This is a genomic window from Paractinoplanes rishiriensis (assembly GCF_016862375.1).
GTDB lineage: Bacteria > Actinomycetota > Actinomycetes > Mycobacteriales > Micromonosporaceae > Actinoplanes > Actinoplanes rishiriensis.
Genome location: NZ_BOMV01000065.1, coordinates 53,005 through 74,515, shown reverse-complemented (window position 1 = coordinate 74,515; position 21,511 = coordinate 53,005). Strand labels below are relative to the sequence as shown.

The 21,511-nt window shown below is 73.0% G+C and carries 24 protein-coding genes; 7 read left to right on the top strand and 17 right to left on the bottom strand.

Annotated elements, in window-relative coordinates; all coding sequences use genetic code 11:
* Positions 1-10 precede the first annotated feature (10 nt).
* Positions 11-547 (bottom strand): deaminase, encoded by a 537-nt coding sequence (locus tag Ari01nite_RS30995; RefSeq protein WP_203785761.1) that lies wholly within the window; start codon positions 545-547, stop codon positions 11-13.
* A 51-nt stretch (positions 548-598) separates the two neighbouring features.
* Here Ari01nite_RS30995 and Ari01nite_RS30990 point away from each other — a divergent pair, with 51 nt between their 5' ends.
* A complete protein-coding gene (locus tag Ari01nite_RS30990; protein ID WP_203785760.1) occupies positions 599-1,255 on the top strand; it encodes a maleylpyruvate isomerase N-terminal domain-containing protein in 657 nt (218 codons plus the stop codon).
* A 12-nt stretch (positions 1,256-1,267) separates the two neighbouring features.
* Positions 1,268-1,537 carry a hypothetical protein gene (locus Ari01nite_RS30985; RefSeq protein ID WP_203785759.1) on the top strand — a complete coding sequence of 90 codons (270 nt, stop codon included), beginning with the start codon at positions 1,268-1,270 and terminating at the stop codon, positions 1,535-1,537.
* Positions 1,538-1,565: 28 nt separating this feature from the next.
* Here the strand turns inward: Ari01nite_RS30985 and Ari01nite_RS30980 are convergent, their stop codons facing one another.
* Both Ari01nite_RS30980 and Ari01nite_RS30975 read right to left on the bottom strand, forming a co-directional pair.
* Positions 1,566-2,204, bottom strand: coding sequence for a response regulator (locus Ari01nite_RS30980; RefSeq protein ID WP_239163178.1), 639 nt, complete (start codon positions 2,202-2,204; stop codon positions 1,566-1,568).
* Entirely contained in the window at positions 2,201-3,319 is a 1,119-nt protein-coding gene (locus Ari01nite_RS30975) for a sensor histidine kinase (RefSeq protein WP_203785758.1), read from the bottom strand. Before Ari01nite_RS30975 ends, Ari01nite_RS30980 begins: the two co-directional genes overlap by 4 nt.
* 111 nt (positions 3,320-3,430) lie before the next feature.
* Here Ari01nite_RS30975 and Ari01nite_RS30970 point away from each other — a divergent pair, with 111 nt between their 5' ends.
* Complete coding sequence (locus Ari01nite_RS30970; RefSeq protein ID WP_203785757.1) at positions 3,431-4,144, top strand: ABC transporter ATP-binding protein; 714 nt, start codon at positions 3,431-3,433, stop codon at positions 4,142-4,144.
* Positions 4,141-4,857 (top strand): ABC transporter permease, encoded by a 717-nt coding sequence (locus tag Ari01nite_RS30965; RefSeq protein ID WP_203785756.1) that lies wholly within the window; start codon positions 4,141-4,143, stop codon positions 4,855-4,857. The genes Ari01nite_RS30970 and Ari01nite_RS30965 overlap by 4 nt, the downstream gene beginning before the upstream one ends.
* A gap of 10 nt (positions 4,858-4,867) precedes the next feature.
* Here Ari01nite_RS30965 and Ari01nite_RS30960 read toward each other — a convergent pair whose 3' ends face one another.
* The 6 genes from Ari01nite_RS30960 to Ari01nite_RS30935 form a co-directional block, all read right to left on the bottom strand.
* Positions 4,868-5,530: a response regulator gene (locus Ari01nite_RS30960; protein WP_203785755.1), complete on the bottom strand. Its 663-nt coding sequence runs from the start codon at positions 5,528-5,530 to the stop codon at positions 4,868-4,870.
* Positions 5,527-6,819, bottom strand: coding sequence for a sensor histidine kinase (locus Ari01nite_RS30955; protein ID WP_203785754.1), 1,293 nt, complete (start codon positions 6,817-6,819; stop codon positions 5,527-5,529). The genes Ari01nite_RS30960 and Ari01nite_RS30955 overlap by 4 nt, the downstream gene beginning before the upstream one ends.
* Before the next feature lie 30 nt (positions 6,820-6,849).
* Complete coding sequence (locus Ari01nite_RS30950) at positions 6,850-7,800, bottom strand: D-alanine--D-alanine ligase family protein (RefSeq protein WP_203785753.1); 951 nt, start codon at positions 7,798-7,800, stop codon at positions 6,850-6,852.
* A complete protein-coding gene (alr, locus tag Ari01nite_RS30945) occupies positions 7,797-8,906 on the bottom strand; it encodes an alanine racemase (protein WP_239163177.1) in 1,110 nt (369 codons plus the stop codon). Before alr ends, Ari01nite_RS30950 begins: the two co-directional genes overlap by 4 nt.
* Entirely contained in the window at positions 8,903-9,610 is a 708-nt protein-coding gene (locus Ari01nite_RS30940; RefSeq protein ID WP_203785752.1) for a M15 family metallopeptidase, read from the bottom strand. Before Ari01nite_RS30940 ends, alr begins: the two co-directional genes overlap by 4 nt.
* Before the next feature lie 72 nt (positions 9,611-9,682).
* On the bottom strand, positions 9,683-10,030 hold the full coding sequence (locus Ari01nite_RS30935) for a DoxX family protein (protein ID WP_203785751.1): 348 nt from the start codon (positions 10,028-10,030) through the stop codon (positions 9,683-9,685).
* Between the two features lie 45 nt (positions 10,031-10,075).
* Here Ari01nite_RS30935 and Ari01nite_RS30930 point away from each other — a divergent pair, with 45 nt between their 5' ends.
* Entirely contained in the window at positions 10,076-13,234 is a 3,159-nt protein-coding gene (locus tag Ari01nite_RS30930) for an ATP-binding protein (protein ID WP_203785750.1), read from the top strand.
* Here Ari01nite_RS30930 and Ari01nite_RS30925 read toward each other — a convergent pair.
* A complete protein-coding gene (locus tag Ari01nite_RS30925) occupies positions 13,210-13,992 on the bottom strand; it encodes an ABC transporter permease (protein ID WP_203785749.1) in 783 nt (260 codons plus the stop codon). The genes Ari01nite_RS30930 and Ari01nite_RS30925 overlap by 25 nt on opposite strands.
* Positions 13,989-14,915, bottom strand: coding sequence for an ATP-binding cassette domain-containing protein (locus tag Ari01nite_RS30920; RefSeq protein WP_203785748.1), 927 nt, complete (start codon positions 14,913-14,915; stop codon positions 13,989-13,991). The genes Ari01nite_RS30925 and Ari01nite_RS30920 overlap by 4 nt, the downstream gene beginning before the upstream one ends.
* A gap of 83 nt (positions 14,916-14,998) precedes the next feature.
* Here Ari01nite_RS30920 and Ari01nite_RS30915 point away from each other — a divergent pair, with 83 nt between their 5' ends.
* Both Ari01nite_RS30915 and Ari01nite_RS30910 read left to right on the top strand, forming a co-directional pair.
* Complete coding sequence (locus Ari01nite_RS30915; protein ID WP_203785747.1) at positions 14,999-16,105, top strand: NAD(P)/FAD-dependent oxidoreductase; 1,107 nt, start codon at positions 14,999-15,001, stop codon at positions 16,103-16,105.
* Positions 16,102-16,983 (top strand): RNA polymerase sigma-70 factor, encoded by an 882-nt coding sequence (locus Ari01nite_RS30910; protein ID WP_203785746.1) that lies wholly within the window; start codon positions 16,102-16,104, stop codon positions 16,981-16,983. Before Ari01nite_RS30915 ends, Ari01nite_RS30910 begins: the two co-directional genes overlap by 4 nt.
* A gap of 26 nt (positions 16,984-17,009) precedes the next feature.
* Here the strand turns inward: Ari01nite_RS30910 and Ari01nite_RS30905 are convergent, their stop codons facing one another.
* From Ari01nite_RS30905 to Ari01nite_RS30880, 6 genes are all read right to left on the bottom strand, one after another.
* On the bottom strand, positions 17,010-17,300 hold the full coding sequence (locus tag Ari01nite_RS30905; RefSeq protein ID WP_239163176.1) for a pectate lyase family protein: 291 nt from the start codon (positions 17,298-17,300) through the stop codon (positions 17,010-17,012).
* Positions 17,301-17,513: 213 nt separating this feature from the next.
* The gene (locus Ari01nite_RS30900; RefSeq protein ID WP_203785745.1) at positions 17,514-17,996 is read right to left on the bottom strand and encodes a ricin-type beta-trefoil lectin domain protein; all 483 of its coding nucleotides are present in this window, start codon (positions 17,994-17,996) and stop codon (positions 17,514-17,516) included.
* Between the two features lie 72 nt (positions 17,997-18,068).
* The gene (locus tag Ari01nite_RS30895; protein ID WP_203785744.1) at positions 18,069-18,923 is read right to left on the bottom strand and encodes a phosphotransferase family protein; all 855 of its coding nucleotides are present in this window, start codon (positions 18,921-18,923) and stop codon (positions 18,069-18,071) included.
* 42 nt (positions 18,924-18,965) lie between these two features.
* On the bottom strand, positions 18,966-19,391 hold the full coding sequence (locus Ari01nite_RS30890; protein ID WP_203785875.1) for a hypothetical protein: 426 nt from the start codon (positions 19,389-19,391) through the stop codon (positions 18,966-18,968).
* Between the two features lie 321 nt (positions 19,392-19,712).
* Positions 19,713-20,498, bottom strand: coding sequence for a TIM barrel protein (locus Ari01nite_RS30885; RefSeq protein ID WP_203785743.1), 786 nt, complete (start codon positions 20,496-20,498; stop codon positions 19,713-19,715).
* Positions 20,495-21,493 carry a Gfo/Idh/MocA family oxidoreductase gene (locus Ari01nite_RS30880; RefSeq protein ID WP_203785742.1) on the bottom strand — a complete coding sequence of 333 codons (999 nt, stop codon included), beginning with the start codon at positions 21,491-21,493 and terminating at the stop codon, positions 20,495-20,497. Before Ari01nite_RS30880 ends, Ari01nite_RS30885 begins: the two co-directional genes overlap by 4 nt.
* Positions 21,494-21,511: the final 18 nt, after the last annotated feature.

Sequence of the window (21,511 nt, the reverse complement as noted above, 5' to 3'; positions counted from 1 at the left end):
GCAATGGCCTCTAACCGCCCGGCGTCTGACCGCCCGGAGTTTGGCCACCCAGAGTTTGGCCACCCGACGTCTGACCACCCGCCGTTTGGCCTGGCGTCTGTCCACCCAGGCCCGGCAGGTGGGCGTTGACGGCGCGGGCGCGCGCCGCGAACTCCGGCAACTCGATCACGTCCACCCCCGCCGCGGTCAGCAGGGCAACACCCTCGCAGGTCACGAACGTGTCCGGCTCGCGCCACGCGATCACCACCCGCGGAATCCGGGCCGCGATGATCAGCCCCGTGCAGGTGGCGTCCGGCCGGTGCGCCCGCTTCGAGCACGGCTCCAGCGTGCTGTACAGGGTGGCGCCGGCCAGACCGGCGTGCCCGCGCGCTTTGAGCAGCGCCGACTCCTCCGCGTGCACCAGGGGATCGTCGTCGCGGGACCAGCCGTGCGCGATCTCTGCCCCGCTCGCATCCACGACGACGGCGCCGACCGCGAACGCGGTCGCCGACCGCGGTGACCGGTGCGCCAGGTCGACCGCCCAGCTCATCCACCGGTTGTGGTCCATCAGCCGCATCCTATGCCCCACCACGTCCATCGATCTGAAAGAGTGGCGCACATGACCGACCCGGAGTCGGCCGCGTTCCGCGCCGAAGCGCACGCGCTGGCCGCCACCCTCGCCGGCCTGTCCCCCGACGACTGGGACCAGCCCACCCGCTGCGAACCCTGGACGGTCCGCGACGTGGTGGGCCACCTGGTCACCGCCCTGGGCCGCCTGCCGCACATGCTCACCCAGGACGAACCGGACCACCCCGACACCGACGCCACCGGCTACTACCGCCCCGACGCAAGGTTCAGCCTGGACGCCAACACCGACCGGATCCACACCGCACAGACGGAAGGCTCCGCGGACGATCTGGTAGCGGCATTCACCGCCGCCGCTTACGCGGTCGACGACGCCTACCGCGCCGTCACGCCCGCCCGCCGGGTCCGCACCCGGCACGGCGACGCGATGCTGCTGTCGGCCTTCCTGACCACCCGCACCGTCGAGGTGGCGGTGCACGGCCTGGACATCACCGACGCCCTGGCGCAGCCGCCCTGCCTGACCCCGGCCGGCGCCGCCCACCTGCCGCAGGCGCTGCTCGGCCCCGAATGGCACCGCCTCGGCTGGGACCCGGTAACCCTGCTGCGCAAGGTCTCCGGCCGCACCCAGGTGTTCCCCGAAGAGGCCGACCGCATGGCCCAACTCGGCGCCGGCCGCCTGGCATTCGGCTGACACACTGCCACCGTGATAATCACGATCGCCGGTTGGCTGTGCATCGCAACAGGCATCCTGTCCCTGTGGCGCGGGGCGAAGCTGTGGCGCACCGGCCGCCGCGACTCACTGGGCACACCCGGCACGGTGGTTCTGGCCGAGGGCGGCTGCCTGGTGCTGTTCGGCGCGGGCGGCCTGCTGGACGGCGTCTGGACCTTCCTGCTCCTGCCGGCCATGGTGCTCGGCCTGATCTCCCTGGTCTACCGGATCCGGACCTGGCGCCGCGGCCGCGCCCTCACCTAACGGCCCGCCAGCGATCCACCCCCTTTCGTCAGCCGAGCAGGCCGTGCTGCAGCGCGTGCATCACGGCGCTCGTGCGATCTTTGACGCCGAGCTTGAACAGCACGCTCGACACATGGTTTTTCACGGTGCCCTCGGCCAGGAACAGCGCCGACGCGATGTCCCGGTTGGCGTAGCCGCTGGCCAGCAGGCGCAGCACCGCCAGCTCCCGCTGGGTCAGTTTCGGCGCGGGCTGCGGGTCGGCAGCGGCATCGTTGCGGACCGCCCGCAGCACCCGCTCGGTGATGGCCGGCTGGACCAGCGTGCCGCCGCCGGCCAGCGTGCGCACCGCTCCGAGCAACTGGTCGAGAGTGACGTCCTTGAGCATGTAGCCGGCCGCTCCCGCCTGCACCGCGCGCAACACCAACTCGTCGTCGTCGAACGTGGTCAGCACCAGCACCGGCACCCGGATGGCCCGCTCCCGCAGGGTGCGCAGCGCCCAGATCCCGTCATATCGCGGCATCCGCAGGTCGAGCAGCACCACGTCGGGCGGGTCGGCCTCGATCACGGCCACCGCGGACGCGCCGTCGTCGGCCTCGGCCAGCACCTCGATGTCGTCGGCCAGCAGGAGCAGCTCGCGGATGCCCTGCCGGACCAGGGTGTGGTCGTCGACCAGGCACACCCTGATCACGGCGCGGGCACCTCGGCCACCACCCGGAACCCGGGCCGGCCCTCGAACCGGGCCTGCCCACCCAGCTCGCGCACCCGCTCGTCGATGCCGGTCAACCCGTGACCCATCACCACCCGGTCGGCGCCCCGCCCGTCGTCGCGCGCGTCGAAGACGATGCCGCCCTCGTCACCGATCCGGATCTCGATCCACACGAAGTCGGCGCGGGCGTGCCGGATCGCGTTGGTGACGACCTCCTGCACGCACCGGATCAGCACCGCGGTGCGGGCCTCGTCGGTCTGCACCCCGGCGTCGACGTGCACCTGGACCTGCGGCGCCGGCAGATCGGCCACGATCCGGTCGAGCGTGGCCCGCAGGTCGGGCGCGCGGTGCCGCAGCTCCCCCACGGTCGCCCGCACGTCGGCCAGCAGCTCCCGGGCCACCCGCTTGGCGCGGACCACGTGCTCGGCCGGCTCGGCCTTGTGGCTGGCCGCCTCGAGCTCCAGCGCCAGCACGGTGAGCTGATGGCCGAGCGCGTCGTGCAGCTCGCGGGCGATGCGCAGCCGTTCGTCGGCCCGTGACGACTCGGCGAGCATCGCGTGCGCGGCCCGCAGCTCGGTGTGCGCCACCGCGAGCCGCTCGGCGTTGCGCTGCGCCCGGGCCGTGGCCACCACGCTCGCCACGGACGCGACCTGCAGCAACAGGTAGAGCGCGCCGGTCGCCACCACCGCCCCCGCCGAGAAGTCACCCAGCACCGAGGCGAGCACGATGACCCCGGTGTTGTAGACGATCACCGCCGCGGTGACGGGCAACCGCACCACATAGACGCTCAGCGCCGAGGTGAAGATCAGCAGGATCGCCGTCCAGCCGGCCCGCGGCGCGCTCAGGGCCAGCACGGTGCCCAGCACGACCATGGCCGCGAAACCGGCCCGCACGGCCCGCGGCCCCAGCCGGTCGGACCACCACGTGCACACCGTCTGCGCCAGGAGATAGCCGGCAAAACACAGCCACCACAGCGCCACCGGAATGGAGGTCAGGTCCTCGCCGCGCACGTTGATCACCAGCAGCGGCAGTCCCACGGCCGCGCAGATCGCGGTGCCGTAGACCGCGCTCCACATGTCGGGGTCCCATCGCTTCATGCGCCCAGCGTAGGTGGCGGGCGACGGCTGCCGCCCGTGCCGATAGTCATGGGTTATTTCCATGACCGGTGGCACGCGCGGGCCAGGCGCCCCCGCTCATAACGTCGCCCCATGACCGCGATCGAAGTCACCGACCTGCACAAGAGATACGGCCGGACCACCGCCCTCGACGGCGTCAGCTTCACCGTGCACCCGGGTGAGATCTTCGGGCTGCTGGGCCGCAACGGCGCCGGCAAGTCGACCACCGTCGCCGCCATCGCCGGCCTCATCCGGCCCGACCGCGGCACCGTCCGGGTGCTCGGCCACGACCCGGTCCGCGAGCGGGCGACGGTGCGCCGGGTGCTCGGCGTGCAGCTCCAGGACGCCGCCCTGCACCCGGCGCTGACCGTCCGTGAGCTGATCCGGCTGCACCGCGGCCTGCACGCGGACGGCCTGGACCCGGATTTCCTGATCGACGCGCTCAACCTCGACCACCGCCGCGACACCCGGTTCGAGCAGCTCTCCGGCGGTGAGGCGCAGCGGGTGTCGATCGCGGCCGCACTGGCCGGCAAGCCCCGCGTCGCGGTCCTCGACGAGCTGACCACCGGGCTCGATCCGGAGGCCCGCCGCGACATCTGGCGGATCGTCACCGACCTGCGCGCCGACGGCGTCAGCGTGCTGCTGGTCAGCCACGCCATGGAAGAGGTGGAACGCCTCTGCGACCGGGTCGCCCTGCTCGACCACGGCCGGCTGCTGGCGCTCGACACCCCGGCCGCCCTGGCCGCACAGACCGGCCGCGACACCCTCGACGAGGCCTTCCTCGCCCTCACCGGAGGCACCCGATGACCCGCACCTGGCGCCTGCTCGTCGGCGCCGAGCTCAAGACCGTCAGCCGCGACACCGCCGGCCTGATCATCCCGATCGCGCTGCCGCTGCTCGTCCTGGTCGGCAACGCCCTCAACCTGCCCGCCGAGTCCCTGGCCCGCTACGTGGTGCCGCTCGTGCTGGTCATCGTGATCGCCACCATCGGCCTGGTAAACATGCCCAGCGTGCTCGCTACCTACCGCACGACCGGCGTGCTGCGCCGCCTGGCGGTCACCCCGGTCCGCCCGGAGGCCGTCCTGGGCGCCCACCTGACCGCCGGCGGCGTCCAGATACTGGGCGGGGTATTGCTGGCGGCCGCGGTGGCGGTGGCCGGCTTCGGCGCGGCGGCACCGGCCGACCTGCTGGTCACGGCCGGGGTGATCCTGCTGACCACGGTCGCCATGTTCGCCGGCGGCCTGCTGATCGCCGCGGTCGCACCGACCGTCAACGCGGCCCTCGCGATCGGGCTGCTCGTGTTCTTCGGCCTGGGCGGCGTCGGCGGCATGTTCGGCCCGGTCACCAACCTGCCCGGCTGGCTGGCCCGGGTCGGCGAGGCGCTGCCGTTCGGTGCCGCGGTCCGCGCCCTCACCGCCGCCTGGACCGGTGGCGGGCCGGCGTGGGGCAGCCTGCTCGCCCTGGCCGCCTGCACCGTCGTCTGCGGCTTCACCGCGACCCGCTTCTTCCGGTGGTCCTGACGTGGCCCGCTCAGACCAGGCCGTGTTCGTGGGCGAACACGACGATCTGGACCCGGTCGCGCAGCGCCAGCTTGCGCAGGATGGCGCCCACGTGGGTCTTGATCGTGGACTCGCTGGCGAACACGGTGCCGGCGATCTCGGCGTTGGACAGGCCGCGGGCCACCGCGGTGAACACCTCGCGCTCCTTGTCGGTGAGCCCCAGGAAGGCCGCCGGCGGTGGGGCCTCGGCCGGGAACTGCCGGTCCAGCAGGGTGGCCAGGTCCTGCGGGGCGAGCACGGCGTTGCCGGCGTGGACGGTGCGGATCGCGTCGCGCAGCATCAGCGGCGTGGTGTCCTTGAGGAGAAATCCGCTGGCGCCGTGGCGGATCGCGGTGGCGGCGCGGTCGTCCAGGTTGAACGTGGTCAGCACGATCACCCGGACCGGCTTGGCTCGCCGGGCCACCCGCTCGGGCGCGAAGATCTGACGGGACGCCTCGACGCCGTCCATCTGGGGCATCCGGATGTCCATCAGCACGACGTCGGGCCGCAACTCCTCGACCAGGCGGACCGCCTCCAACCCGTCGCCGGCCGCGCCGATCACCCGCATGCCGTCCTGGGCGTCGATGATGACGCGCACACCCTCGCGGAAGAGGTCCTGGTCGTCGACGAGCAGGACGGTGATGTCGTCGCTCATCGGGCGCTGCCTCGCACGGGGACGTACGCGGTGACGGTGAAGGTGGTGCCGTCGGGTTGCTCGCGGCGGCGCACGTCGAGGTGGCCGCCGATCGATTCGAGGCGGCGCCGCATGCCGTCCAGGCCGCGGCCGGGGGCGGCTTCGGGGGCCGCGTCGGTCACGTTGGTTACCTCGATGCGCAAGGTGTCCGAGACGCCGTCGGCCGGTTCCGGCGCCGGCCAGTGTCGTTCGACCGTGATGGGCCGGTCCCGCCGTCCGTGCTTGATGGCGTTCGTGAGCATCTCCTGGAAGACCCGGAAGGCGACCGCACCGGCGTCTGGCGGCAGTTGCCGGGGTGTGCCCAGTTCGGTCGCGGTGATCTCGTGCCCGCTGCCGCGGATGCCGGCGATGAGACTGTCGAAGCGGGCCGTGCCGTCCGGGCCGGTGGCCGGATCCTGGGTCGACGAGAGCACCTGGCGGACGTCCTGCAGCGACGAGCGTGCCGAGGTGGCGATCGTCTGCAGGGTGTTCTTCAGCTTCGCGTTGTCGTCCAGGTACTGTCCCGACTCGGCCTGCGCCAGGATCACCGCGAGCGAGTGGCCGACGACGTCGTGGACGTCGCGGGCCAGGCGGGTCTGCTGGTCGCGCAGGTGGGCGATCTCCCGGGCGTGCTCGGTCTCGCGCCAGGCGCCGGCGGCGGCCTCCTCGGCGGCCAGCATCGAGGCCCGGGACGTTCGCGTCCCTTCGAGCAGGCGCATCACCAGCCCGGCCGGCCACGGAGCGGCGACGACCAGCAGGCCGGTCAGCGACAGGACCAGTTGCGCGGCCGGCTCCTCGCGGATGGCGACGGCCAGCCTCGAACCGCCCAGCAGCAGGTGGAGGATGACGATCCGGCCCTCGTGCAGGACGAACGCCACGACCACCGCCAGCGGCACCGAGAGCGCGCTGATCACCAGGGTCGGTGGGCGGCCCCACCGCGCGCCGCCGAAGAAGACGGCAGTCAACGCGAACTCGGTCAGCATGATCGGCATACCGAACCGCACGTGGAGCAGGCCCAGCATCCAGACCAGCCCGAGGGCGGCACCGGGGGCCCGGCGGCACATCCCGACCGCGAACGCGACGGCCAGCGCCGTGGCGAAGCCTTCCGTGCGACCGCTGATCATCGCCCAGGCCACGATGGCCTCGGTGCAGCCAGCCACGAGCACCACCAGGGCCGCGATGCCCTCGGGCAGCCACGACCGCCAGGCACGCCAGGCCGGGTCGGCGTCGGGGCCGCCGGGTGAGCCGCGGGTCGAGGCCGTTTCGCTCATCAGGTCATCCTGCCAAGCGCGTGCGTCGTTTCAGGCCGGCAGCGCATCACGCACCAGCAGATCGAGCAGGGCGCCGAACGGGGTTCCGGCCGCCGCGAACATGCGGGGCACCTGCGACTGCGCGGTGAAGCCGGGCGTGGTGTTCACCTCGTTGAGGACCGGGCCGTGCGCGGTGAGAAAGAAGTCGACCCGGACGACCCCGGCGCAGCCCAGCGCGTCATACATGCTCACTGCCGCCTGCTCGATCTGCTTGCGGGCCACCTCGTCGAGCGGGGCCGGCACGACGAAGGCGGGCGGGCCGCCGTACTTGGCGGCATGGTCGAAGATCCTGCCATCGGGGACGAGGATCTCCAGCGGCGGCGCCACGACCCGCGATCCGTCCGGGCGGCCCAGCACCGCCACGTCGATCTCCCGGCCGGTCATCACCTCCTCGACCAGGACCCGGTGGTCGTGGGCGAAGGCGGCCTCCAGGGCCGGGCCGAGCGCCGCCGCCTCGCCGACCAGGGTGACGCCGTGGCTCGAACCGGCCGCCACGGGCTTGACCACGACCGGGTGGGTGAAGGCGTACGAGCGGGCCTCGGCGCGGGTGAGCAGCCGCGCGGGCGCCGCCGCGATGCCGAGCGCGCCGGCCACAAGCTTCGTAGCCCACTTGTCCATCGCCAGCGCGCCGGCGCCCAGCGGCGAGCCCACGCACGGCACGTCTGCCAAGCCGCACAGCGCGGCCAGGGTGCCGTCCTCACCCCGCGGGCCGTGCAGCACCGGGAAGGCCACGGCGCACGACCGCAGCACGTCGACCGCTGCGGCCAGGCCGATCGGCTGGCCCTCCCCATCGCGCCAGACCCCGGCCGGGTCGATGGTGAGGCGAACGGCATGGTGACCCGCCTGATCCAGGGCGTCGGCCACCGCGGCGGCCGAGGCGAGGGAGACGTCGTGTTCGCAGTTGCGGCCGCCGCCGATCACGGCGACGCGGATGGGGGTCATGGCGTGCTCCTCCGGTGCAGCCGGGCGCTGAGGCCCGTGACGATCTCGTGTTCGAGGGTTTCGGCCCAGGCGGCCCACTGCGCCGTGGTGGGTTCGCCGTCGTCGCCGGGGCCGAAGACCGTCACCGGATCGCCGACCGACGCCGCGGTGCCGGGGCCCAGGTCGACCACGGTCATGTCCATGGAGATGCGGCCGGCCACCGGGCAGCGGGCGCCGCCCACCCACACCTCGGCGCGGCCGGAGGCCAGCCGGGGCAGGCCGTCGGCGTAACCGAGCGGGATCAGACCCAGCCGGGTCGCCCGCCGGGCGGTCCAGGTGTGCCCGTAGCCGACCGCCGTGCCGGCCGGCACGCTGCGGATGGTCACCAGCGGGGCGGTCAGGGTGAGGGCGGGCCGCAGCCGGACCGTTCCGGACTCGTCGATGCCGACCAGGCCAGCGCCGACCCGGCTCATGGTGTGGTGCGCCAGCGGGTCGGTGAGGGTGGCGGCCGTGGCGGCCAGGTGGTGGTCGGCGGGGCGGAGGCCGGCCGCCCGGGCTACGCGCAGGCCCCAGGCGAACCGGTCGCGACCGCGGGCGTTGGCGGGGTGGCCGGGGCGGTCGGCGCAGGGCAGGTGGCCCATGATCCCGGCGACCCGGATCCGGCCCTGGTGCTCCGCCTGGCGGGCGGCGTGGCAGAGCTGGTCCCAGTGGGCGGGTTCGGCGCCGTCGCGGCCCATGCCGGTGTCGAGTTGCAGGTGGACCCGGGTGCCGGGCGCGGTGCTGGCGATCGCGTGCAGGTGGTCCAGACCGGGCACGCCGAGCTCGATGTCCAGCCGGGCGGCCGCGGTGAAGTCGGCGTCCGGCGGGTTGAGCCAGCTCAGGATCGGCTGGGTCAGGCCGGCGGCGCGCAGCGGGCGGGCCTCGTCGATGCTGGTGACGCCCAGGCGGGTGGCGCCGCCGGCCACGGCGGCCCGGGCGACGTCGACCTGGCCGTGGCCGAAACCGTCGGCCTTGACCACGGCCATCAGCTCGCCGGCCGTGTGCGCCTTGATGGTGCGCACGTTGGCGGTGACCGCGGCCAGGTCGATCCGCAGGATGGCCTGCGGCAGCAGCGCCAGCACACTCACCGGGTCACCGAGCCGCTCACCGAGCCGACCGCCGAGCCGACCGCCGGGCTGGCGACCGGACTGGCGGCCGGGCTGGCGACCGGACTGGCGACCGGGCTGGCGACCGGGCCGTACAGTGCCGCCGCGGCGCCGGTGGTCAGGGCCCAGTAGCGGTCGCCGTACGAGTAGTGCCACCACTCGGTGGGGTAGTTGACCAGGCCCTCCCGGCACAGCACCCGGGCGAGCAGGTCGCGGTTGGCCCGGGCCTCGCGGCTGATGTCGTCGGCGGCGAAGTAGCAGCGGCCGCCGGACTGCTCCGGGGTGGCGTCGATCGGGGTGCCCAGGTCGAGTTCCTTGCCCGCCTCGTCGACCAGGGTCAGGTCTACGGCGGCGCCGGCCACGTGTGGCGCCACCGCCAGCGGGGCGACGAAACGGCTGGTCAGCACGTGCAGTTCCGGCTCGCCTATGCCGGGGCGGTCGGCTCGGATTTCGGCCGCGTAGCGCTCGATGATCGCTCGCTGCTGGTCCGCCGGGCGGTAGCCCTCGACCACCCGCAGGTGGATGCCGGGGGGCAGGGCCGCCTGCGCGAACCGCAGGCGGACGGCCAGTTCGTTTCGGACCAGGGCGTTGCCGGGGCCGAATCCGGGATCGAGGGTGACCAGCGGCTCGTCGACGTCGCGAACGGGCACGGCGGCCACCCGCGGATCGGACAACAGGAGAGTCATGGACCTACGGTGGCGCCGCCATGCGGCTGGGGCCTCCGTCTGAGGTACCGATGATCGGTACCTCAGGACTGATCAAAGGTGCGCGATGTTGACCACCAGCGCGGCCACCGCGGTGGTGAAGAAGACCGCCCAGCCGATCAGTTGCCGCGAACCGACCCGCAGGTGCGCGATCAGGGCACCGACGAAGTACAGCACCAGGCCCGCGGCGGCGAGCACGCCGGCCAGCGGGACCGCGAAGCCGGCCAGCAGACCGAGCGCGCCCGCCGCCAGGCACAGGCCCAGTCGCGGCACCCACGAGCGGGGCAGGCGCTTCATGTCCGCCTGGGCTTTCGGGTAGTCGTGACCGGTCAGGTAGGTGCCGGCGGCGAGCCCGGTGAACAGGGCGGCGACGATGGTGACCGTGACATAGGTGGCGTGCATGCGTCAGGGACGAGGCGGGCCGCACGGATGTGACACCCTGGTGCCGTGACGCCCGATCTCGTGCTGTTGTCCGGGGTGTCCTACCGCGGCCGGGACATTCCGGGCGCCCGGCTGCAGGGGCTTCTCGCGCTGCTCGCCGCCGACCTGCGCACCGGCTGCGGCACCGGGCGGCTGGTCGACGGGCTGTGGCCGGACGAGCAGCCGGAGAACCCGGCCAAGGCCCTGCAGATCCTGGTCTCCCGGGCCCGGTCACAGCTCGGCGGGGACGTCATCGCCCGCACCCCGACCGGCTACCGGCTGACCCTGGCCGACGACCGGGTCGACAGCGCCGCCGTGCTGGACCGGGCCGCCGCGGCCGCTCGGTGCGAGCGAGCCGGCGACCACGCGGCGGCCCTGGCGCACGCCGACGCGGGGCTGGCCCTGTACCCGGGCAGCCCGCTCCCGGAGCACACCACCACCGGCCTGAGGTGGCGCAGCGAAGGCGCAGCCCGGGCCCGGCACGAAAACAGCCCAGCCCTGGAACTGCACGGCCGCCCAGCCCTGGAACTGCACGGCGGCCCAGCCCTGGAACTGCACGGCGGCCCCGTCGGGGCACTGCGATCTGCCCGCCAGGTCACCCACCGCGCCCTGGTCAGATCCCGCGCACTGGCGCTGGCCCGCCTGACCCGCCACGGCGAGGCCCTCGATCTGCTCACCACCCTGGCCGACGCGTCCCCACGCGACGAGGAGATCCTGGCCGAACTGCTGCGCTGCGAAGCCGCGACCCTCGGACCGGCCACGGCGCTGGGCCGCTACGAGACCTACCGCCGGCGGCTGCGCGCGGAACTCGGCGCCGACCCGGGTGCGGCGCTGCAGGCCGAGCACCGGCGCCTGCTCTCGGGCGTCGTGCGGCACGGGGTCACCGCCGAACCCAATCAGCTGCTCGGCCGGGACGATGATGTCGCCGCCGTGGAGGCGCTGCTGCGCACCGCCCGGGTGACCTCGATCGTCGGCCCGGGCGGACTGGGCAAGACCCGCCTGGCCAATGCGGTCGCACGACGGGCCGACTTCCCGGTGGTGGTGGTCGTGCCGCTGGCCGGCCTCGCCGGCGACGGGGTGGGCGACGACGGGGTGGGCGACGACGGGGTGGGCGACGACGGGGTGGGACCGGAAGTTGCCGAGCTCGTCGGCGACGGCCCCGCCCTGCTGGTGCTCGACAACTGCGAACACGTCGTCGCCACTGCCGCCCGGCTGGTCCGCGACCTCGTCGCCGCCAAACCCGGCCTCCGCGTGCTCACCACCAGCCGGACGCCGCTGGGTCTGTCGTCGGAGTCGCTCTACCAGCTTCCGGAGTTGCGCCCCGGGGCCGCCGCCGAGTTGTTCGGGCAGCGGGCCCGGGCCGCGCGTCCCGGCGTCGACCTGCCCGCCGGGGAGGTGGCCGCGCTGTGCCGGCGCCTGGACGGGCTGCCGCTCGCGGTCGAACTGGCCGCGGCCCGGGTGCGGACCATGTCGGTGGCCGAGGTGGCTCGGCGGCTGGACGACCGGTTCGCACTGCTGCGCGGCGGGGCCCGGGACTCCCCCGAGCGGCACCACACGCTGCACGCCGTGGTCGACTGGAGCTGGAACCTGCTCGACCCGGCCGGCCGGGCGGCTATGCGGGCGCTTGCGGTGTTCCCGGACGGGTTCACCGCCGCCGCGGCTGGCGAGGTGCTGGGTGGCGACCCGCTCGTGGTGCTCGAGCACCTGGCCGGTCATTCACTGCTCAAGGTGGACGACACCCCGGCCGGGGTCCGGCTGCGGATGCTCGAGACGGTCCGCGAGTTCAGCGCCCGCGACGCCGGGCACGACGCCGGGCGGGACGCCGGGGACGTCACTGCCGCTTTCCTGCGCTGGGCCCGCGGTTTCGGCCTTGCACACCACGCGGCGCTGCTCGGCCGCGACCCCTACGAGGCCGCCGCGACCATCCACGCCGAGCAGGAGAATCTCCACCACGCGCTGCGGCTCGCACTCGGCCGCGACGACCGGCCCACCGTGGCCGCGGTCGCCGCCGTGCTGTTCGGCATCGGGACCGTCGAGTCGAGCTTCGCCCGGGTGACCGCGCTGATCGGGCAGATCGACCGGCCGCTGTCGCACTACCGGCCGGCACCGGATCTGGTCGAGGCCACCCGCACCGCGCTGACCATGGCCGCGGTCTGCACGTACAGCATCGAGGGCGCACGGCCCATGCGCGCCGTCGTGGGCCTGCGCCGGCTCGGCCTCGCGGCCCCGGACACCCCGGTCCGGGCCGTCGGCTGGGTGATCGACGCGGCGGCCGACCCGGACGCGCTGGCCCGGCTGTGCGACAGCGCCGAACCGCTGCTCGCCGCGGTCGCCAACCTGTACGCCAGCTACCGGGGTGAGACGAGCCACCGGAACGCAGCGAGCGCCCGGCGCGCCGTCGACCTGTTCGCCGAGCTGGACCTGCCCTGGCTGCACGCGCTCGGCCACGGCCGGGCCGCCGAGATCTGCCTCCCGCTCGGCCAGGGCGCGCGGGCCCGCGAGCACCTGCTCGCGGCGCTGCCGATCCTGCAGCGGCTGGGCGCCCGCACCGACGCGGTCGGCACCCGCTCCTGGCTGGTGCTGGCCAGCCTGCAGACCGGTGACACCGGCGAGGCCGAGCAGTGGCTGGACGGGCTGGCCCGGATCGCGCACGACGAGCAGCTGGAGGTCACCACCGCCGGCTACGACCTGGGCATCCGGGCCGAGGTGCTGTTCGCCCGCGGCGAGGTGGACGAGGGCCTGCGGCTGTGGCGCCAGGTCGCGGCCGGCGTCGGGTCCGGCGGCGTCGGGTCCGGCGGCGTCGGATCCGGCGGCGACCGGTGGGCGGCCGAGGCCCGCGCGGTCACGGTGGTGGCGCACGCCGGGCACGGCCGCCTCGACCTGGTCGCGGACGTGGTCGCGACGCTGCCCGCCCAGCTGGCGCTGCTGCTCGACGACCCGTCGGCGCCCCGGGCGGTCTGCGGCACCCTGCTGCTGGCAATCGGCCTGGCCGAGCCGGGGCCTACGGCCGGCCGGATGGTCGCGCTGGCCGAGCGGTTCGGCATTCTGCGCAACTTCCAGCCAACGATGGCCGGGGCAGGAGGAGGGCCGGCCGACAAGGAACCGGCCGGCGAACACCCGGAAGCGTTACGAGCGGCGGCGCGCGACCTGCTGGCCGAGCGTCAACCGGTGCGCTCCGCGTTGTAGAGGCGCCGCGCCCACGCGTACCCCCAAAAAGCGATCGCGGCGCACCAGGCGCAAGCCACCACCCCGCTGCTCCCGATGGCGGAGCCGAGGAGCAGTCCGCGCAGCGTCTCCATGATCGGCGTGAACGGCTGGTGCTCGGCGAACCAGCGCAGCCCGGCCGGCATCGACTCGGTGGTCACGAAGCCGCTGCCGAACAGCGGCAACAGCGTGAGCGGCATGGCCAGGTTGCTGGCCGACGCCGGCGTCTTGGCGGCCAGGCCGAGCGCGACCGTGAACCAGACCAGGGCGAACGTGATCGCGATGAGCAGCCCGCCGGCCGCGAGCCACTCGACCGGCGTCGCGGTGGGCCGGAAGCCGATCGCCACCGCCACGCCGATCACCACCGCGAGGGTCAGCACGTTCTGCACCACGCTGCCCAGCACATGCCCGGTCAGCACCGACACCCGCGCGATCGCCATGGTCCGGAACCGGGCGATGATGCCCTGGGTCATGTCGACCGAGACGGCCATCGAGGTGCCCTGCACGGTGCTGGCGACCGCGATCAGCAGGATGCCGGGCGTCACGTAGTTGACGTAGACGTCACGCCCGCCGGAGCCGCCGCCGATTCCGTCACCCAGCGTGCCGCCCAGCACGAACACGAAGAGCAGCAGGAAGATGATCGGAACGGCCAGTAACAGCAGGGTCGTGGACAGATTGCGGGACATGTGGCGCAGCTGACGCCGCAGCATCGTGGCCGAGTCCCGGATCGCGCCGGTCATCGGGCACCCCCGGTCAGAGCGAGAAAGACATCATCAAGATCAGCCGTACGCACGGCCAGCGCGTCGACCTCGACCGCGGCGTCGTCGAGGCGGTCCAGCAGTGCCTTCAGCGACCGGACCCCGCCGTCGCCCGGCACCCGCAGCGTCAGCGCCGCCCGGTCCGGCGCGACGTCCAGCACCGTGGCCGCCGCGGCCAGCGCGGACTCGTCGGCGAAGCGCAGCTCGACGTGCCCGCCGGGAATCCGCCGCTTGAGCTCGTCCGGCGTGCCCTCGGCGACCAGCCGGCCGTGGTCGAGCAGCGCGATCCGGTCGGCCAGCCGGTCGGCCTCCGCCAGATACTGCGTGGTCAGGAACACCGTCACGCCGCGGGACACCAGGTCGCCGACGATCTCCCACATGTCGCGGCGGCTGCGCGGGTCCAGCCCGGTGGTCGGCTCGTCCAGGAAGATCACCCGCGGGTTCCCGATCAGGCCCATGGCCAGGTCGAGCCGCCGGGCCATCCCGCCCGAGTAGGTCAGCACCGGCTTGCCGGCCGCCTCGGCCAGCCCGAACCGCTCGATCAGGTCGGTGACCCGGCGCCGCTTCTCGGGCCGGGGCAGGCGGTGCAGGTCGGCCATCAGGCGCAGGTTCTCCTGGCCGGTGAGCAGGTAGTCCAGCGCCGAGAACTGGCCCGTCACGCCGATCGCCGCGCGGACCGCCTCCGGGTTCTCGAGCACGTCGTGCCCGCACACGGAGGCCGTGCCGGAGCCGGGCCGGAGCAGGGTGGACAGGATCTGGACCATGGTGGTCTTGCCGGCTCCGTTCGGGCCGAGCAGGGCGAGCACGGTGCCCTCGGGCACCCGCAGGTCGATGCCGTCGAGGACCACGTGTTTGCCGTACGACCTGCGTAGGCCGGTCACGGCGACGGCCGGGTTCGTTGTCATGGCCCGACCATGCGGGTGGCGCGGATCACGGCGGTTTCACCGCGGTTTCGTCACACGCGACCGGCAGCCGGTGTCTGGTGGGCATGACAGAACAGACTGAGGTGGTCGTGGTCGGCGGCGGTTACGCCGGGGTGACCGCGGCAAACCGCCTGACAAAGCGTGACGACGTGTCGGTCACCCTGATCAACCCGCGGCCGGCGTTCGTGGAACGGATCCGGCTGCACCAGCTGGTCGCCGGCACCCACCCGGCGACCGTGCCCTACCGCGACGTGCTGTCACCGCGGGTGCGGCTGGTGGTGGACGCCGCGACCCGGATCGGCGGGGGCCGGGTCACATTGGCCTCCGGCGGCGAGCAGAGCTACGACTATCTGATCTACGCGGTCGGCAGCGGCAGCATCGACCCGCCGGCCCACGCCTATCCCCTGTCCACCTGGGAGGACGCCCAGCGGCTGCGGGCCGTGCTGGCCGGCGACGTGCCGACGATCACGGTGGTCGGCGGCGGGCCGACCGGCATCGAGACCGCGGCCGAACTGGGCCGCCGGGTGACCCTGGTCTGCGCCGGCGAGTTGGGCCCGTACCTGCACCCCCGAGGGCGCCGCGAGGTGGCCCGCCGGCTCGCCCAGCTGGGCGTGACGGTGATCGAGAACGCCACCGTGACGGCCGTGACCTGCGACGCCGTCCGGCTCGCCGACGGCCGCGAACTGGCCAGCGCGGTGACCGTCTGGACGGCCGGATTCGGGGTGCCCGACCTGGCCGCGCGCAGCGGACTGAGCACCGACTCGCTCGGCCGGTTGCGCACCGACGAGACGCTGACCAGCATCGACGACGACCGGATCGTGGCCGCCGGCGACTCGGTGGCGCCCTCCGACCGGCCGTTCCGGATGAGCTGCCAGGCCGCCGGGCCGCTCGGCGGGTTCGCCGCGGACACCGTGCTCGCCCGGATCGCCGGCACCGAACCGGAACCGATCGCCATCAGCTTCGTCGGACAGTGCCTGAGCCTGGGCCGCCGGTACGGCCTCTTCCAGGTCTCGCACCGCGACGACACCGCGCGCGGCATGCACCTGAGCGGGCGTCCGGCTGCCAAGCTGAAGGAGTTCATCTGCTGGGGCACCGTCAAACAACTGGCGATGGAGGCGCGCCGCCCCGGGGTGATGTCCGTACCCGCCCGCCGCAGGGAGCTCGTGCCGTGACAGACCGCGCCACCGACGCCTTCGTCACCCACCGCAACCTGCTGTTCACGGTCGCCTACGAGATGCTCGGCTCGGCCGCCGACGCCGAGGACGTGCTGCAGGAGACCTGGCTGCGGTGGGCCGAGGTCGATCTCGGCCAGGTTCGCGACGAGCGCGCCTACCTGGTCCGGATCACCACCCGGCAGGCCCTCAACCGGCTGCGCACGGCCGCCCGGCGCCGCGAGTCGTACGTCGGCTCATGGCTGCCCGAGCCGCTGCTCACCGCGCCGGACGTGGCCGACGACGTGGAGCTGGCCGAGAGCCTGTCGATGGCGCTGATGCTGGTGCTGGAGACGCTGTCGCCGACCGAGCGGGCGGTGTTCGTGCTGCGCGAGTCGTTCGACGTCAGCTACGACGAGATCGCGGATGCGCTGGGCAAGACACCGGCGGCGGTACGCCAGATCGCCCAGCGCGCCCGCCGCCACGTGGCGGCCCGCCGGCCCCGTTCGGTGGTGTCGGCGGACGAGTGCCGGGCGGCCCTGTCGTCGTTCCGGCACGCGCTGCTCACCGGCGACCTGCAGGGCGTGCTCGACGTGCTCGCACCGGACGTGGTGCTGATCGCGGACGGCGGCGGGCTGCGGCAGGCGGTGCAGCGGCCGATGGTGGGTGCCGACCGGGTGGCCCGGTTCATGGCCGGCGGTCTCGGCAAGGTGGTGGGCACGCTGAGCGTGACGCTCACGCTGGTCAACGGCAACCCCGCTTTGGCGGTACGCATCGACGAGGCGTTCGACGGAGTTCTCGCGGCCCGGGTGGAGGCCGGCCGCATCACGGGTCTGTACTACGTGCGCAACCCGGAGAAACTGTCCCGCCTGGAACAGTCGGTCCCGGTCGAGCGGTGATCCGGCCGGCCCGTTTTCCATCCCGCTCAGATCTTGCCGACGCCCGACGTGCACCGGGTTGCCGAACCGCACCCGCGGGTGCCGCTGGTGGTGCCGTCGAAGTAGTTGTGCACGTACGTGACCCGCAGGTGCCCGTTGTCCTCGGCGCTGTTGTCGTCGGCGTGGCCGAGCAGCAGCGTCTTGTCGTGGTTGTGGAACCGGTTCCAGGACACCGTGATGAAGTCCGACCCGTGGGTGATGTCGAGCAGCCCGTCGCCACCGTTCGAGAAGTCGTTGTGGTCGATCCAGACGTTCGTGCTGCCGTTCTGGATGTTCACCGTACAGCCCCGCGGTCCTGATCAGTCCGGACACCCGGATCGTCTGCGAGGTCGTCGAGTTGAGTGCCGCCTTCAGCGTGCCGGCGGTGGTGACGGTGACGGTGGTACTGGCCGAGCCGCCGGTGGTGCCGCCGTTCATGCTGGCGAACCCGACCAGAAATACGGGAAAAAGGCCCGCCCCCTGTGCTCGGGGACGGGCCAGAGCACAACTGATCAGCGGTGGATCCACTGCTGCGAAGCGAAGCCGTTGCAGCCGGTCGCGGTGACGACCCCGTTCGGGATGCCGCCGGTCCGGTTCATGTCGAGGCAGGCGCCGTAGTCGCTGCGCCACTGGTTGCCCGGGTTGAGGTAGGTCGGGGTCCAGATCTGGCCCGAGTTCCAGGCGCAGGTCACCCGGCGCAGGTGGTCGGTGCCGGCCTGCTGCTCCAGGCAGGTGGTCCAGTTGCCGGTGACAGCGAGGAGCCGGTAGGCGTTCCTCGAACTGTCCGCGACGGTCATGATCCACCGTGCGGACGTGGTGCTGCACGGCACGGCCGAGGCGTTGTGGTTCAGGCAGAAGTTGGCGCCGTTGCTCGTGCCGTAAAGCTTGACCTGGGCCTGGGCCGCCGCCGGCGACGCGGGCAGGATCGCCGCCGCGGCCGCCAGGGCCAGGGCCGCCAGTACCGTTCCGATAGTTCGCCGCTTGCTCACCTGCATGACGCACTCCCCTCGTGATCGTCTGCGCTGCTCAGCGCATGCGAGGAGTGTTGCCAGCCACGCCGACCCCGGTCAAAGATGTTGCGTTTTCCCGTATTCGCCCCGTTCGGTTTCCCGCACGGCCTTCCGGAGCTCGTCCAGCCACTCGACCCCGAGCCGGCGGCCGTCGGGGAACTGGTCGTCGCGATCCCAGCGCCAGGCGGTGATCATCGCCAGCATCAGGGTCCGGCAGTCCCGGAGCACCCGGTGATCGACGCCCGGGTAGTGGTCGCCGACCTCGTCGGGCGCGTGGGCCAGGTCGAACTCGACCGGCCCCCGGCAGCACGTCTCGAAGTCGATGAAGAGCGGGCCGTTCCGGGTCGGTAGCACGTTGCCCGGGTGAGGTTCGCCGTGCAGCAGTTGCTCGGGCCGGCCGCTCCCGCCGGCCGCCAGTCGCATGCGGTCCAGCGTGCCGGCGAGGAAGACCCGGTCCGGGCCGGACAGTTCCGGTGTCCGGGCGTGGTCGGCCACGAGCGCCAGGGCCTCAGCAACCCGGTCCGTGAAATGCGGCGTGGGCAGGTCGACCTTGCGCATGCCGGCGTGCAGGCGTTCGAGCGCGCCGGCATAGTCCGCGGTACGGATTGGTTGCGCGGTCGATTCGTAGAAGACCCACAAGGTGACTGTGTAGTCGTCCTGGGCGAAGACCTCGGGCGACTCCAGCGCGGCCACCGGGCTCCCGACCTCGGCCAGTCGCCGAGCGACATCCACTTCGAACTGGGCGCACTGCTCCCCCGCCGGCGCCACCCGGGCCAGCACATCGCAGGGCCGCAGACGCAGGGTGAGCTTGTTCGAGTTGTGCAGGACCACGGCGTCGCGAGCGGTGAGCCCGAGCCGCGCGGCGCTCGAGATGGCCGCCTGGGTCGCCCGCCGAGCCTCATCCGCCTGCATCGGGGCACCGTAGCCCAGCGTGCGCGGCGCGGCAGCCGCTTTTCACCAGCGCTCACGTTGCCCGCTGAGGTTGCGGCTGGCCCATCGTGCTACCTGGCGGCGGCCTCGGAGCCGGACCACGACCACGTCGTGTCCTCGTTGTTCCAACAGCGCCGCCACCCGCTCTCCCGGTCCGCCCTGCGTACGCCACGCCCAGCGGACCACATGCTCAGGATCGGTGAACACGGTCCAGAGCGACGGCTCGACGTTGCCGTTCCACAGTTGCCGGCGCTGAATGCGCCGCGCGAGGCTGCGCCCGACGACCTGGCGCATCACCAGGCCGCGGGGATGGTCCAGCCACAACACGCAGTCGGCTCGGCTGTGCAGGATGTCGCCGAGCTTCGCGGTGTACTGCCACTCGGTGGTTCCCGCGACCAGCACCCGCCTGGGCCGGCCGGGCAAAGTGTCGTTCCACGTCAGCAGCGGCACGACGACAGCTTAGAGACCTTCCGGCTTCGAGATCTCCCGCCCAGGTGGCGCAGCAGGGCACTGTGGGCGCCGGCCATGTCGACAATCCCAACCGCGCTGGGACGGTGGTCCGTCCTCGGCAGCTGTTCGGGTCGCCGGGGCATAACAAATCGCTCATCGACAGTGAGAGACCGATCTGGGCCGCCCGTAGTTTCCAGCGAAAAAACAACGCTAAGAAGTCGACGCGTGGTGGGGTGTCTCGTTGGGTCGGTGCAGCGGTTGGCAGCAGTGTGAGTCTGTCCGTCATCCTGGATCGGCTTCGGTGGCCGGTCGGGTCGGTGCCTATTGGTACGGGTCGAAGGCTCCGCGGAATCGCTGGAGTGCGGTCTGGGTATCGGCGGAGGCCCAGCCTTCGAGCGCCACGACGCCGTGGTACCCGAGTCGTCGCAGAGCGGCGGCTATCGCCGGGTAGTGGATCTCGCCGGTGCCGGGCTCCTGCCGCCCAGGCACGTCAGCGACCTGGATTTCCCCCACGAACGGCAGGGCGCGTTCGACGAGCTGGATGAGGTTCCCTTCGCCAATCTGCGCGTGGTAAAGGTCGAGGTTCAGCCGTAGGTGCGGGCTGCCGACGGCTTCGACCAGGGCGACGGTGTCGGCGGTCCGAGCGAACGGTGTGCCGGGGTGATCGACGACGGTGTTGAGGTTCTCCAGCGTGAACATCCGGCCGGCGCGTTCGCCGAGCGCGGCGAGCCTGGTCAGGGTCCGGGCGGCGGTGAGCCACATCCGGGGTGTCACCACGGCCGCCGGCACGACCGGCAGGCCGCGGTCGTCCAGGCCGGTGCCGTGGATGTTCAGCCGCGGGCAGTTGAGGCGCTCGGCGACTTCGAGCGACTGTTGTGCGGTGCGCAGCAGCTCGTCGGCGCCGTCCGGGTCGGCGAGGGTGCCGGTGAGGTATCCGGTCATGGAGGAGATGGTGGCGCCAGACTTGACCAGCGCGTCGATGTCCTTGCCGGCCCAGCTCCACATCTCGGCCTCGAAGCCGAGCTGCGCGATGCGGGTGACCCGTTCGGGAAACGGCAGGTCGAGAAAGACCATCTCGGCGCAGACCGCCAGCCGGTAGCCGGTCACGCGGTCACCCGAACGGGCCGGCCGGTGCTGGCCGATTCCGCGGCGGCCAGCGCGATCGCGAGGGCGGCGCGGGCGTCCTCGCCGGTGACCGGCGCGGGTGTTCCGGTGCGCACAGCGGCGGTGAACGCGGCCAGTTCGGCGACGTAGGCGCCGCCGAACAGCTCCTGGTCGCTGTGCATCGTGGCGACGGTGCGCCCGGCCGGCCCGGAGTAGGTCATCGCGGTACGGCGCGCGTCGCCGACGGTGGCGGCACCGGCCGACCCGAAGACCTCAGCGCGGACGTCGTGACCGTAGCTGGTCGCGAAGCACGCCTCGGCAAAGCCCACCGCGCCGTTGTCGAAGCAGACCATGACCGCGGCGGTGTCGCGCAAGCCGCGGTCACGCCAGCCGGGCTCGACCAGCGCGTCCGCGCTCGCGTAGACCTCGACCGCGGTGGCGCCGGGGTTGAGGAAGCGCAGCACGTCGAAGTCGTGGATCAGCGTCTCGAAGAAGATCGTGTCCGGTGGTACGCGGGCGGGGTCGAAGCCGCCTGGGTCGCGGGTCAGCGAGCGCAACAGCCGCGGTGTGCCGACCTGCCCCGCGTCCAGCAGGGCTCGGGCCGCGGCCCAGTCGGGGGCGAATCGGCGCTGGAACCCGACCTGCAGCACCACGCCGGCGTCGCGGGCCGCGGCGATGGCACGGTCGGCGTCGGCCAGGCTCAGCGCCATCGGCTTCTCGCAGAACACGTGCTTGCCCGCCCGCGCGGCCGCGACGACCAGATCGGTGTGCAGCCGGGCGGGCGCGGCGATCACGACAGCATCGACCTGCGGGTCGTCGCAGACCTGCGCGGCGTCGGTGTAAAACCGGTCCGGTTCGAGTTCCTTGCCGCCGCCCAACGGATCGGCTACCGCGACCAGCCGGGCGTCGGGAAGACGCCGGCTCACCGTCTCGCCGTGGAACAGGCCCATCCGGCCCGCTCCGATCAATGCGACACCCACTGCACTGGAACGTTCCATAGGCCGAGCCTGCGAGAC